The organism is Streptomyces sp. UNOC14_S4 (genome assembly GCF_020740835.1).
GTDB lineage: Bacteria > Actinomycetota > Actinomycetes > Streptomycetales > Streptomycetaceae > Streptomyces.
In genome coordinates this window covers 1-12,308 of the sequence record NZ_JAINFC010000205.1, presented here as the reverse complement: position 1 = coordinate 12,308, position 12,308 = coordinate 1, and the positions used below count along the sequence as shown (strand labels likewise).

Below are 12,308 nucleotides of genomic sequence, written 5' to 3'. Positions count from 1 at the left end.
GACCCCCCGTGCCAGAAAGACGGGGCGCAGCCCCCGACCCCCGTTCCAGAAGGGCTCTCGCAGATGAAGACCGTCAACCACTGGATCGGTGGCAAGGCCGCCGAAGGCGCGTCCGGCGTGTACGGGCCGGTCACCGACCCGGCCACCGGGGAGCAGACCACGCGCGTCGCCTTCGCCTCCGTCGAGGAGGTGGACGCCGCGGTCGCCGCCGCGAAGGACGCCTACGCCACCTGGAGCACCTCCTCGCTCGCCACCCGCACCGCGGTCCTCTTCCGTTATCGCGCGCTGCTCGACGCGCGGCGCGAGGAGCTCGCCCGGCTGATCACCGCCGAGCACGGCAAGGTGCACTCGGACGCGCTCGGCGAGGTCGCCCGCGGGCTGGAGATCGTCGAGCTGGCCTGCGGGATCACCACCCAGCTCAAGGGCGAGCTGTCCACCCAGGTCTCCGGCGGCGTGGACGTCGCCGCGATCCGGCAGCCGCTCGGCGTCGTCGCGGGCATCACGCCCTTCAACTTCCCGGCCATGGTGCCGATGTGGATGTTCCCGCTCGCCATCGCCTGCGGCAACACGTTCGTCCTCAAGCCCAGCGAGAAGGACCCGTCCCCCGCGCTCCTGCTCGCCGAGCTGGCCGCGGAGGCCGGGCTGCCCGCGGGCGTCCTCAACGTCGTCCACGGTGACAAGGTCGCCGTCGACCGGCTGCTCACGCACCCCGACGTCGCGGCCGTGTCCTTCGTCGGCTCCACCCCGGTCGCCCGGCACATCCACGCCGTGGCCACCTCCCACGGCAAGCGCGTCCAGGCGCTCGGCGGCGCCAAGAACCACATGCTCGTGCTGCCCGACGCCGACCTCGACGCTGCCGCGGACGCCGCCGTCTCGGCCGCGTACGGCTCCGCGGGCGAGCGCTGCATGGCCGTCTCCGCGGTCGTCGCCGTCGGCGCCACCGGCGACGAGCTCGTCCGGAAGATCGCCGACCGCGCCGCGAAGATCAAGATCGGGCCCGGTGACGACCCGGCCTCCGAGATGGGCCCGCTCATCACCCGTGCCCACCGCGACAAGGTCGCCTCCTACGTCGAGGGCGCCGCCGCCCAGGGCGCGCGCGTCGTCATGGACGGCACCGGCTTCACCGTCGAGGGCTACGAGCAGGGCCACTGGATCGGCCTCTCCCTCCTCGACGAGGTCGCCACCCACATGGACGCCTACCGCGACGAGATCTTCGGCCCGGTGCTGTGCGTGCTGCGCGCCGACTCCTACGAGGAGGGCCTGGACATCATCAACTCCTCGCCCTGGGGCAACGGCACCGCGATCTTCACCCGCGACGGCGGCGCGGCCCGCCGCTTCCAGCTGGAGGTGCACGCGGGCATGGTCGGCGTGAACGTGCCCATCCCGGTGCCGGTCGGCTACCACTCCTTCGGCGGCTGGAAGGACTCCCTCTTCGGCGACCTCCACATCTACGGCAACGACGGCGTGGCCTTCTACACCCGCGGCAAGGTCGTCACGACACGCTGGCCGGACCCGGCGGAGAGCGCCGTCGACCTGGGCTTCCCCAGCCACCGCTGACGTGCGGCGACCGCCCCGTGCGTCCGTCGTACGGATGTACGGGCACGCGGGGCGTTGATCGTAAGCTCAAGGTATGACCTGGTCGAGCGCGCTGAGGGAGTCCGTAAGGACCGGCCTGACCGTGGAGCGCGCCGAGCTGACCCCGCTCGTCGCCCTCCGCGGCGCGGCCGGGGTCGCGATCGTGGTCGGGCCGCTGCTGTGGCTCGGCTCGCCCGCGATGGCCGTCTCGTCGGCGTTCGGCGCGTTCGCCGCGGGCCTGGCGACGTTCCAGCGGAGCTGGCGGCCGCGCCCGGTGCTGGCGCTCGCGGTGGCGGCCGGACTCGGCGTCAGCACGTTCCTGGGCTACCTCGCCGCCGCCGACCACGTCCTGTTCGCCACGCTGCTGACGGTGTGGACCCTGCTGGCCGGGATGGCCTGGGCGGTCGGGCCGGTGTCCGGCCTGGTGGCCACGCAGACCATCGCCGTCATGCTGGTCACGGTCACCCTGCCGACGTCGGTGCTCGGCGCGCTCCAGCACGCCGGGCTCATCGCGCTCGGCGGACTCGTCCAGGCCGCGCTCATCGTCCTGCTGCCCATCCGCCCGTGGGGCGCGCAGCGCGACGCGCTCGCCGACGCGCTGGCCGCGGAGGCGGACTACGCGCGAAGACTGCGGCACGACCCCGTGGCCCCCTTCGACCCGCAGCCGCTCATGGACGCGCGCGAGGCCGCCGAGCTGACCCCGCGCCAGGCCCGCAACCGGCCCCGCCAGCTCGGCGGGCCGCGCGGGGTCGCCGAACGCATCCGGCCGGTGCTCGCCTCGATCGCCGACCCGGTGCTGGGCGCGGCCCCCGAGGGGCCCGAACGCGACCGGGCCCGCGATCTGCTGGGCGCCGCGGCGTCCGTGCTGGACGCGGTCGCCCGCGCGATCCGCCGCGGCAAGCCGGTGCGGCTGCCGCCCGAGGCGGTCGAGACCCTTCAGGTCCCCGCGTCGGGACCGATGCTCAAGGGGCCCGCCCGGCGCTCCGCGTACCGGCTGATCGCGCTGCTCGGCGACGCCGTGGAGGCCACCGACGAACCGGTGCACACGAGCCCTCCGCCCGCTCCCGCCGGGACGGAGCGCGCCGGGACGGAGCGCAATGGGACGAAGCGCAATGGGACGGAGCACAAGCACCTGCTGCGGCCCTCCGTGCCCCGCCTCGTGCCGGTGGCGCTGCGCGCGCTGCGCCGCGAGGCGCGGTGGTCCTCGCCGGTCGGGCGGCACGCGGTGCGCGTGTCCGTGGTGGTGCTGATCGGCTACGTCCTGGGCACCGCGCTGCCGCTCGGGCACGGCTACTGGGCGCCGATGACCTCCGTGATGGTGATGCGGCCCGACTTCGGGCAGACGTACGCGCGGGGCATCGCGCGCTTCGCCGGGACGGTCGTCGGCGTGCTGATCGCCGGGGGCCTGGTCGCGTTCACGCACCCGGGGCCGTGGGTGAACGCGGGCCTGGCCGTGCTGTGCCTGGGGCTGATGTACCTCCTGCTGAACACCGGCTACGGCGTCGTGTCCGTGTGCATCGCCGCCTACGTCGTCTTCCTGCTGGGCATCGCGGGCGAGGGCTGGACGCAGACCGTCCAGGCGCGGGTGGCGCTGACCCTGCTGGGCGGGCTGCTGGCGATGGCCGCGTACGCGCTCTTCCCCGCCTGGGAGACGCCCCGGCTGCGCGACCGCCTCGCCGACTGGCTGACCGCCAACGGCCGCTACGCGGTGGCCGTGCTCGCCGCCTTCGGCGACCCCGCCGAACGGCGTGCGCGGCGTGTGCGCGAGGCGCTGCTGGACGCCCGGGCGGCCCGCACGGCCTGGGAGGACACGGCCGCCCGCGCCCTCACCGAGCCCGTGCGCCACCGTGGTATCTCCCGTACCAAGGAACGTGCGGCGGAGGCCGCCCTCACCACGCTCGGCCGCGCCACCCTCCTGATGGAGGCTCACCTCCCCGACCGCGACGCCGAACCCTCCAAGGGCGCCGCCGCCTTCGCCACCGCCCTCCAGGACGCCCTCCCGGCCGCGGCCCTGGCCGTCCGCGACCGCACCGCCCTCGACTGGACCGCCCCCCGCGCCGCCCTGACCACCTGGCAGGCCGAGACCGGCGACGAGGGCGTGGCGGTCCGCGGCGCCGACCTCCTCATGGACGCCCTCGACGAACTCGCGGAAGCCCTCTCCCCGGGCCCGGGCGGCCGCAACAGGGCGGCGCGGCGGGCGTGAGGCGCTTTGCTTTTCCTCCGGCGCCGCCGCCGGTGACGTTACTGTGACGGGCAGGACCACCTCGACCGCAACGGAGGTTGCTGTGAGCGCGCAGCTCGACGGCCCGTACGGACCACTGATCCCCATGCCGGAGCTCACTCCGGACGCCCTCAGGGCAGCAGTGGCCCGGATCGCCCCGAGCAGGGTTCCCGATCTCACTCGACATCTGTTCGAGGCCACGACCAACGCACAGCAGATCCAGAGCCTCGCCCCTCTCCGGACCTTCGTGCACTACTGGGCCGTGTTCGTCGCCATCGAGCGTCACCCCGAGCGTGCGGCCCGATTCCGCGAACTGGAGGACGCCGCGCAGGCCGCGGAGAGCCGGGAAGCGGCCCGGCAGCTGATGGCCGAGATCCGGCAGATCCTGGCGGAGGCAGAGGCAGAGGCAGAGGCCGGTCTGTGACCGCTTGGTCCTGGGAGTAAGACCCCAGCGAAGAGCATGTGTCGGCAGGCCTTCCACCGGGTGTGGTGGCCGAGGTGGAGCGCTTGGCCACCGAACTCACCGCGCTCGGGCGGGACGCTGAGAAGGTCGGCAGGTCCCCCAAGCCGGAGGGCGGGGTGCGGTTCTTCGACTTCCTCAGCGGTCGCGGCTTCTTCAGCTTCCTGGTCGTTCCGCGTCACTGCCGTGTGTGCGTCTGCACCATCACCTGGTACGGCTGACCGCACACGTCCGGGGAAAAAGTTTTCTTCTTTCCTCTCCGTTTTCTGTTATCCCTCGCGTCGCCCCGCGTCTCCTATGTGTCGGGCCGTGTGTCGGACCGACGTCGGACCGGATGGAACGAGAAGGGGTGGCGCGGCGTGAAGAGTGACAGCGTGGCCGTGGTCGAGGCGGCGCGGGCCGGGGACGCGGCGGCACAGGACGAGCTCGTCTCCGCTTGCCTGCCGCTCGTGTACAACATCGTCGGACGGGCCCTCAACGGGCACGCGGACGTCGACGACGTGGTGCAGGAGACCATGCTCCGGGTCATCAACGGCCTGGACGAGCTCCGTGACCCCGAGCGCTTCCGGTCCTGGCTCGTCGCGATCACGACCAACCAGATACGGAGCCACTGGCGGGGCCGCCCCGAGACGCCCCTCAGCGGCCTGCAGGAAGTCGGCGAGGTCCCCGACCCCCGTGGGGACTTCGTCGACCTGACCATCGTGCGGCTGGGCCTGCAGGGCCAGCGCCGCGAGGTCGCCGAGGCCACCCGCTGGCTCGACGAGGGAGAGCAGACCGTGCTCTCCCTGTGGTGGCTGGAGACGGCGGGCGAGCTGACCCGCGCCGAGGTCGCCGCCGCGCTGGAGCTGACGCCCGCTCACACGGCCGTCCGCGTCCAGCGCACCAAGGAGCAGCTGGACACCGCCCGCGGTGTCGTACGGGCCCTCGGCGCCGCGCCCCGCTGCCCCGAGCTCGCCGAGCTGGTCGCCCCCTGGGACGGCGTCCCCTCCGCGCTGTGGCGCAAGCGCATCGCCCGGCACGCCCGGAACTGCGCCGCGTGCGGCGGCGCCTGGTCGGCGCTGGTGCCCGCGGAGCGGCTGCTGGTGGGCCTCGGCCTCGTACCGGTGGCGGGCGCGCTGCTCAACTGGTGGGGCGGCGGGGCGGTACTGAACACCGAGCCGACGGCCGCTTCCGCTTCGGCTTCCGCGGGCCGCGCCGCGCGACGTCGCGCGGGGGCCTCGGGCCACCGCTCGCACGGCCACCGCGCCGCCCGCCCCCGCACCGCGAAGCGGGCCGCGGCCGGTGCGGTGGCCGTCGCCGTCGTCGCGGGCGGCGTGCTGGGCGGCCTGTACCTTTTCGGCGGCTCCCCGGACCGTACGGACCGGCCGGTCGCCGCGGGTGACGAGATACCCACCCGGGTGAAGGCCCTCGACGCCTCCACCTCCGCGCTGCCGTCGAGCGCGTCCCCGTCCGCCTCCGCGAGCGCCTCGGCCTCGTCCTCCGCCTCCCCGTCGGCGAGTGCCTCCGCCTCGGCCTCCGCGTCGGAGAGCGGCGGCGCCACCCCGGAGACGGAGAAGAAGGACGCCCCGGCCCCCGACAGGCCGCAGGCCCCCAAGGCCCCCGCAGGCTCCGGCGGCGGCTCGCTCGGGGCCCAGGTCACGGCTCTGGTCAACGCCGAACGGGCGAAGGCCGGCTGCTCGCCCGTGACCGAGAACGGCACCCTGGACCGCGCGGCACAGGGCCACTCCGACGACATGGCCGCCCGGAACTTCTTCGACCACACCAACCCCGACGGCAAGGGCCCCGGCGACCGCATCACCGCCGCCGGGTACCGCTGGAGCACCTACGGCGAGAACATCGCGTACGGCCAGCAGGACCCGGCCTCGGTCATGGACTCCTGGATGCACAGCGACGGCCACCGCAGGAACATCCTCAACTGTTCCTTCAAGGAGATCGGCGTAGGCGTCAACCACGCCCCGGGCGGCCCGCGCTGGACCCAGGTGTTCGGGGCACGGTGATAAGCGCCCCTGCAAGGGGCGCGGGGAACTGCGCGACAAGCCCCCACCGGCCCGCAGCCGCGCGCGCAGCGCAAGCGGCACCCCAGTAGGCGCCCCGCAAACCACCGAAGCGCCTACCATGCAGCGGTGCAGTTCCAGCAGCTCCGCTATTTCACCGTGCTCGCCGAGATCCGGCACTTCACCCGGGCCGCGGACACGCTGCACGTGGCACAGCCCTCGCTCTCGCAGCAGATCCGCGCGCTCGAACGGGAGCTGGGGGTCGAGCTGTTCCACCGGGCGAGGGGCAACATCACCCTCACCGACGCGGGTGAGGTGCTGCTGCCCCTCGCCCGGCAGATCCTCGCCGACATGGACACGGCGCGCCGCGAGGTGCAGGAGGTGGCCCAGCTGCGGCGCGGCCGGGTGCGGCTGGGCGCGCCGCCCAGCCTGTGCGCGAGTCTCGTGCCCGACGTGCTGCACGCCTACCACGCGCGCTACCCGGGCATCGAGCTCGTCGTCGACGAGGGCGGCTCCCAGGACCTCGTCCGCACCCTGGCCGCGGGCGGGCTCGACCTCGCCCTGATCATCACCCCGCTGGCCGTGGGCGCGCCCGCCCTGGCCACCACCGAGGTGCTGCGCGAGGACCTCGTCGTCGTCACCGCCCCCTCGTCACCGCCCCCCACCAGGCGGCGGACCATCCGCGTCACGGAGCTCGCGGACCGGCCGATGGTGATGTTCCGGCGGGGCTACGACCTGCGCGAGATCACCACCGCCGCGTGCCGGGCGGCGGGCTTCGAACCGTCCTTCACGGTCGAGGGCGGCGAGATGGACGCGGTCCTCGGCTTCGTCCGCGCGGGCCTCGGGCTCGCCGTCGTGCCCGGCATGGTCGCCGCGCGCTCGGGCCTGCGGGTCACCCCGTTCGAGGGCACGCGGATGCGGCGGACGATCGCGGTGGCCCACCGCAAGGACGTGGCCCCGCCGCGGGCCGCGCGCGAGCTGCGGACGGTGCTTCTGGAGCACCTGGGCGCGTCGGAGGACTGACGGCCGTCAGAGGCCCTGGCCCAGAGCGACACCCGCCCAGGCCGCGCCCAGGCCGCACACCACGCTCCCCGCCGCGTTGGCCACGGCCTGGAGCGCCGCGCCCTCCTCGGCCAGGCGGAGCGTCTCGTACGAGAACGTCGAGTACGTGGTCAGGGCACCGCACAGGCCCGTGCCCAGGAGGAGCTGCCAGTGCTGCGGCAGGGCGGCGCCGGTGAGGAGACCGAGGATCAGACACCCCGTCACGTTGACGGCGAACGTGCCCCACGGGAAGACGGAGTCGTGCCGTGACTGCACGGCGCGGTCGGTGAGGTAGCGCAGCGGGGCGCCGGCCATGGCCCCGGCGACGACGAGGAACCAGTTCACGCCGTGGCCTCCGGCCGTACGACCTCGACGGCGTCGAGGAGGACGAGCCCGGAGCCGACGAGCGCGCGGACCTCCGCGGCGAAGGGCCGTACGCGCTCCTCGGCGTCGACGATCACGACGGCCACCGGGAGGTCCTCGCTGAGCGAGAGCAGCCGCGAGGTGTGCACGACGGAGGAGGCGCCGAAGCCCTCGACGCCATGGAAGACGCTCGCGCCCGCGAGGCCCGCCGCGTGGGCGCGGTGCACGATCTCGGAGTGCAGGGGCCGGTGGTGCCAGGTGTCGGACTCGCCGACGACGACGGTCAGCCGCAGGGCGTTCGGACGGATGCTCATCGCGCCGGCCTCCCGCGCAGACACCGCCGCGTGACGGCCGCCGCCGCCCACACCGCGGCCAGCGCCGCGACCAGCGTGCCCGCCAGGTACGCGAGCGCGACGGCCGTACGCCCGTCGTCCACCAGGCGCCGGACGTCCACCGCGTAGGTGGAGAAGGTGGTGAAGCCGCCCAGCACCCCGGTACCGAGGAACGGCCGCAGCAGGCGGTGCGGCGCGGCGAGGTCGGCGATCACGACGAGCAGGACGCCGATGAGGGCGCAGCCGACGGTGTTGATCAGGAACGTGGTCCAGGGAAACGCGCCGACCGCGGTGGGCCACAGCAGCCCGGCCCCGTACCGCACGGCAGCACCGGCCCCACCACCGAGGGACACGGCACAGACAACAGGCCACTGCGCTTGCCCTGCGGGGCGAGGGGGAGTGGCTGTACGTACGGGCGAGCTGTCCGCGACGGCCCGTGAAGAGCTCATGCCCTCAGGCTACCGCCGGTGGGATCCGGGGTCGGTTGCGGCCGGTGGGCACAACCGGGGGAGGTAGGAGGCAAGGGCGCGCCTCGTCAGGGGCGCGGGGAACTGCGCGACCAGCCACAACGCACCCGCAGCCGCGCGCGCAGCGCAAGAGGCACCCCGGTAGGCGCCGCGCACCGACCCGCACCCGCGCGCCGAGCGCAAGACACAGCCCGGTAGGCGCAGCGCAGCGGCCCCGCAGCCGCGCGCGCAGCGCAAGACGCACCCCGACAGGCGTACGGGGTCCCGGGGCTCCGCCCCGGGGGCAGGACGGGAGCCGTCAGACGGCTCGCCCCGTCACCGCCGCCACATACGCCGCGCAGCGCTCCGCATCCAGCATCCACTCCCAGAACCCCGCAGGATCGGCGAAGCCATTCGCATAGCGGTGCGCCACCTCCGGATGCTCCTCCGCCGCGGCCAGCACCCGCCGTACATGCTCGGGCGGCGGCGACCCCAGCAGGAGGTTGGTGAGGGACACCGCGTGCCGCGCGTGTTCCCAGAAGGCCGTGAAGGTCCGCAGCATCCACGTCCGGTCGAAGGGTTTCTCGCCGTGGTCGAGGATCGCCCGGAGGTAGCCGTCGGCGCACCGCGCCGCGCTGTTGGCGCCCTGGCCGGTCACCGGGTCGTTGACGACCACCGCGTCGGCCATGCCCAGCACGTGTACGTCGGGGGCGACCCGCGCGACGGGGTGCCGTACGACCGGGGTGACGGCCCCGACGAGGGCGGCGCCCGCGTCCGTGGGGCGCGCGCCCGCGCAGAGCTCGTACTCCCAGGGGGCGTGCGTCCGCAGCAGGTCGAGCCCCCGCCCGAGCACATCGTCCGGGGACGGAGGCCGGGACGGGTCCTGCCAGCGGTCGAGGGGCCCGCCGGGAACGGCCTCCCACAGCAGGATGCCGCACGGCCCGTCCAGCGTCGTGCCCTCCAGCGCGAAGAACTCGCCCTGGCCGCCCAAGGAGGTGGCGCGCAGCTGTGGCCCGTCCGCGTCCGGCCGGGGCGTCGCGCCGTGCACGTACACGGTGGCCAGCGTCCGCTGCGGCCGGTCGTACGGGCTGTGCCGCTCGTCCCGGCCGAAGAGCTCCGACAGGGGGCCGCGGCCGGACGACACCACCGTCAGGTCGTGCGCCCCGGCGATCCCCTCCAGCTGCTCCGGCCCGACCGTGCCGTAGGCGGTCCGGCCGCCCCGCTCCTCGAACAGTTCCAGCCAGCGTGCCGTCTTCACCCGCTGGTCGACGGAGTGCGCGGGCTCGTCGAACGGGGCGGTGAAGCCGCGCCGGGGCGAGCCCGCAGGGTCCGTGGGGGTGACGCGCAGCGACGTCATCGCCGGGGTGCCCGCCTCCCACAGGGCGAGCCCGGCGGCGCGCTCCAGGGCGTGGGCGGGGCCGTACATCACCTGGGTGGAGAGCACCGTGCCGCCGCGCACCTCGTCGGGCGTGCGGGCCGCGTGCAGGGTGACGTCGTAGCCGTGTTCCCGGAGCCCCAGGGCGAGCTGCAGCCCGGCCTGTCCCGCGCCGACGATCGCGATCCTGCGCATCGGTCTCTCCCGTCGAGCCGTAGAGCTGCCGAGCCGTAGAGCCGTAGAGCTGTCGAGTCATCGAGCCGTCGAGTCCGGGCGCCCCTTCCGACCGTTCTAGCGGTGACCGGGGGAGCTGTACAGACGGCCCGGTCCGCGGGCGTGGCCCGATGCCGCCCTTTCCGTGATCGCGCAACAGCCCAATATGAGCCACCCGGGCACCCGGTGCCGACCGGGCCCGTACGGCGGACACCGGCCGGAAGCCTGGCCGGTGGCGCATTCCGGTATGGCAGGAAACCACCGGTTCCCGGGCGCTCCGGTGGGAAGCCTTCTGGCCGGTCAGGCTCCGCCGGTGCGGCGGGGCACCCGCCGGTTCCTGCCTGCCACAGGCCGGAACCGATCCAGGGAGGCACACGATGACAGCGCAACCCAGGCTGCCGCGCTCGCCGGCGCCTCAGGAGGTGTCCCCCCGACTTCAGCGTGCCGGCATGCTCGACCGCGTCGAGGAACGCCTGCGGAGCCTCCTCAATGACGAGCACCGGCGCTGGCGCAGCGCCGACACCCGGGGCGCCGGGCTGATCGAGTCCCTCGCCGAGCTCGTCGCGGTGGGCGTCGACCGGGTGCGCCCGGTCATCCTGCTCACCGGCTACCTCGCGGCGGGCGGCGACCCGGAGGGCCCGCCGTCCGCCCACGCCGTCGACGCGGCGGCCGCGCTCGAACTGCTCGACACCTGCACCCTGATCCGCAGCGATGTCCGCGACAACGCCGCGCTGCGCCGCGGCATCCCCACCCTCCACATCAGCCGCGCCGCCGAGCACGAGCGCAACGGCTGGGCGGGCGACGCGGGGCGCTTCGGCGAGTCCACCGCGACGCTCGCGGGCGACCTCGCCCACTCCCTCGCGTCCCGGCTCACGGCCCGGCTGCCCACGGCCGCCTGGCGGCTGTGGGACGAGCTGCGCCTGGAGCGGGCGGTCGGCACGTACGCCCACGAGGCGATGACCGCCGAGTACCTGGACGACCCCTGGCCCGGGCGGTGCATATCGGGATGCGACCGGGGCTGCACCGCGGGCTGGTACGCGGTGCGGCACCCGCTCCGGCTGGGCGGCGCCCTGGCCGGGCGGCCGGACCTCGACGTCACCTACGACGCCTACGCCCGTGCCCTGCACGCCGCCTGGCGGCTGCGCGGCTTCCTCGACGGCGGGCCGGAGTACGACTGGGACGCGGAGCTGCTCCGGGAGATCCTCCTGGAGCGTGAGGAGCGCGGCATCGCCGAGCGCCACATCCGCGAGCTGGTCGAGCGGGCCTCCCGGATCGCCACCTCCACCAGGCTGGCGACGGGGTGGTCGCAGGAGCTCAGGGCGTTCGCCGTACGGATGGCCTCTTCCACCGGGAAAGGGTGACCCCGTGCCCCCTGACGGGGCGCGTGGCGGGGCGTGTGATGGGGCACGTGACGGGGCGGTCCTCGAGGCGGCCGGACGACTGATTCAGTCGTCCGGCCGTGTGTCGTAGATGTCCTGATAGGCCACTGGAGGTCGGGTGTCACCCGTCCGCTCCATGTACGAAACCTTTGTCACTATCGGCCGTTGATCCTCACCCCGGCTGTCACCGGTCGGGTGCCTCCCACAGAACGACCGAACAAAGGTGTCTCCGCAATGTCACGAATCGTCAAGTCAGCGATCCTCACCGCCACCTTCGGCGCCGCGATCGCCGGTCTCACCAGCGGGGTGGCCGTGGCCGACTCCGACGCGCGCGGCGTGGCCGCCCACTCGCCCGGCATCATCTCGGGCGACGTCATCCAGGTCCCGATCCACCTGCCGATCAACCTGTGCGGCAACAGCATCGACATCATCGGTCTGCTGAACGGGGCCTCCGGCAACACCTGCGTCAACAGCTCGTCGCACGAGCACGGGCACCACGGCGGCTGGTAATCCCGCCCCGCGCCGCGAGGTGTGATCCCGTGCCGGGGCCTCCGGGCCCCGGCACGGGGGCCGGTACCGGCGGTCGAAACCCGTCCCCCCGGCGGGATCTTCCCGATAGCGTGAGCGGACCGGGGAGCAGGGGAGGGCGCTGATGGATCCGTTCACGATCACGATGGCCGTGGTGCTGCCCGCCGTGGGTTCGGTCACCTCCGACGCGGTGTCCGGCGCCGCGAGCGAGGCCGGCCGGCGCATGGCGGAACGCCTGGCGTCGCTGACCCGCAGGGCACGGGGACGGGGCCGCGCCGGTGCCCCGCCCGTGGTCCCCTCCGACCCCGAGGCCCGCCGCGCCCTCGCGGCCGCGCTGGTCGACGAGGCCGCGAACGACCCGGAGTTCGCCCGCGAGTTCAC

The 12,308-nt window shown here is 74.3% G+C and carries 12 protein-coding genes and 1 pseudogene; 9 read left to right on the top strand and 4 right to left on the bottom strand.

What is annotated here, in order from left to right:
• The first annotated feature begins 63 nt into the window (after positions 1-63).
• The 6 genes from K6I34_RS19365 (at position 64) to K6I34_RS19340 (ending at position 7,273) form a co-directional block, all read left to right on the top strand.
• Positions 64-1,557 carry a CoA-acylating methylmalonate-semialdehyde dehydrogenase gene (locus K6I34_RS19365; RefSeq protein WP_229327556.1) on the top strand — a complete coding sequence of 498 codons (1,494 nt, stop codon included), beginning with the start codon at positions 64-66 and terminating at the stop codon, positions 1,555-1,557.
• A 73-nt stretch (positions 1,558-1,630) separates the two neighbouring features.
• Positions 1,631-3,778 carry an FUSC family protein gene (locus K6I34_RS19360; protein ID WP_229327555.1) on the top strand — a complete coding sequence of 716 codons (2,148 nt, stop codon included), beginning with the start codon at positions 1,631-1,633 and terminating at the stop codon, positions 3,776-3,778.
• A gap of 82 nt (positions 3,779-3,860) precedes the next feature.
• Positions 3,861-4,220: a hypothetical protein gene (locus K6I34_RS19355; protein WP_229327554.1), complete on the top strand. Its 360-nt coding sequence runs from the start codon at positions 3,861-3,863 to the stop codon at positions 4,218-4,220.
• A gap of 83 nt (positions 4,221-4,303) precedes the next feature.
• Positions 4,304-4,477 (top strand): hypothetical protein, encoded by a 174-nt coding sequence (locus K6I34_RS19350; RefSeq protein ID WP_308294029.1) that lies wholly within the window; start codon positions 4,304-4,306, stop codon positions 4,475-4,477.
• 138 nt (positions 4,478-4,615) lie between these two features.
• Positions 4,616-6,253 carry a sigma-70 family RNA polymerase sigma factor gene (locus tag K6I34_RS19345; RefSeq protein WP_229327552.1) on the top strand — a complete coding sequence of 546 codons (1,638 nt, stop codon included), beginning with the start codon at positions 4,616-4,618 and terminating at the stop codon, positions 6,251-6,253.
• 126 nt (positions 6,254-6,379) lie between these two features.
• The gene (locus K6I34_RS19340) at positions 6,380-7,273 is read left to right on the top strand and encodes a LysR family transcriptional regulator (RefSeq protein WP_229327551.1); all 894 of its coding nucleotides are present in this window, start codon (positions 6,380-6,382) and stop codon (positions 7,271-7,273) included.
• Positions 7,274-7,279: 6 nt separating this feature from the next.
• Here the strand turns inward: K6I34_RS19340 and crcB (K6I34_RS19335) are convergent, their stop codons facing one another.
• The 4 genes from crcB (K6I34_RS19335) to K6I34_RS19320 all read right to left on the bottom strand — a co-directional run bounded on the left by crcB (K6I34_RS19335) (position 7,280) and on the right by K6I34_RS19320 (position 10,002).
• On the bottom strand, positions 7,280-7,636 hold the full coding sequence (gene crcB, locus K6I34_RS19335; RefSeq protein WP_229327550.1) for a fluoride efflux transporter CrcB: 357 nt from the start codon (positions 7,634-7,636) through the stop codon (positions 7,280-7,282).
• A complete protein-coding gene (locus K6I34_RS19330) occupies positions 7,633-7,968 on the bottom strand; it encodes a DUF190 domain-containing protein (RefSeq protein ID WP_229327549.1) in 336 nt (111 codons plus the stop codon). Before K6I34_RS19330 ends, crcB (K6I34_RS19335) begins: the two co-directional genes overlap by 4 nt.
• The gene (gene crcB, locus K6I34_RS19325; RefSeq protein WP_229327548.1) at positions 7,965-8,435 is read right to left on the bottom strand and encodes a fluoride efflux transporter CrcB; all 471 of its coding nucleotides are present in this window, start codon (positions 8,433-8,435) and stop codon (positions 7,965-7,967) included. The genes K6I34_RS19330 and crcB (K6I34_RS19325) overlap by 4 nt, the downstream gene beginning before the upstream one ends.
• Positions 8,436-8,751: 316 nt before the next feature.
• Positions 8,752-10,002, bottom strand: coding sequence for a styrene monooxygenase/indole monooxygenase family protein (locus K6I34_RS19320; RefSeq protein WP_229327547.1), 1,251 nt, complete (start codon positions 10,000-10,002; stop codon positions 8,752-8,754).
• A 467-nt stretch (positions 10,003-10,469) separates the two neighbouring features.
• Here K6I34_RS19320 and K6I34_RS19315 point away from each other — a divergent pair, with 467 nt between their 5' ends.
• From K6I34_RS19315 to K6I34_RS19305, 3 genes and pseudogenes are all read left to right on the top strand, one after another.
• On the top strand, positions 10,470-11,381 hold the full coding sequence (locus K6I34_RS19315; RefSeq protein ID WP_229327545.1) for a polyprenyl synthetase family protein: 912 nt from the start codon (positions 10,470-10,472) through the stop codon (positions 11,379-11,381).
• 252 nt (positions 11,382-11,633) lie between these two features.
• Positions 11,634-11,909, top strand: a complete 276-nt coding sequence (locus K6I34_RS19310; RefSeq protein WP_229327544.1) for a chaplin — start codon at positions 11,634-11,636, stop codon at positions 11,907-11,909.
• 142 nt (positions 11,910-12,051) lie between these two features.
• Positions 12,052-12,308, top strand: a pseudogene (locus tag K6I34_RS19305) (hypothetical protein); the annotation flags it as partial.

Bases quoted from the DNA above. Each gene is read 5' to 3' on its own strand.
- K6I34_RS19365 (WP_229327556.1), top strand. From the start codon at position 64: ATGAAGACCGTCAACCACTGGATCGGTGGCAAGGCCGCCGAAGGCGCG.
- K6I34_RS19360 (WP_229327555.1), top strand. From the start codon at position 1,631: ATGACCTGGTCGAGCGCGCTGAGGGAGTCCGTAAGGACCGGCCTGACC.
- K6I34_RS19330 (WP_229327549.1), bottom strand. From the start codon at position 7,968: ATGAGCATCCGTCCGAACGCCCTGCGGCTGACCGTCGTCGTCGGCGAG.
- crcB (WP_229327548.1), bottom strand. From the start codon at position 8,435: ATGAGCTCTTCACGGGCCGTCGCGGACAGCTCGCCCGTACGTACAGCC.
- K6I34_RS19320 (WP_229327547.1), bottom strand. From the start codon at position 10,002: ATGCGCAGGATCGCGATCGTCGGCGCGGGACAGGCCGGGCTGCAGCTC.
- K6I34_RS19315 (WP_229327545.1), top strand. From the start codon at position 10,470: ATGCTCGACCGCGTCGAGGAACGCCTGCGGAGCCTCCTCAATGACGAG.
- K6I34_RS19310 (WP_229327544.1), top strand. From the start codon at position 11,634: ATGTCACGAATCGTCAAGTCAGCGATCCTCACCGCCACCTTCGGCGCC.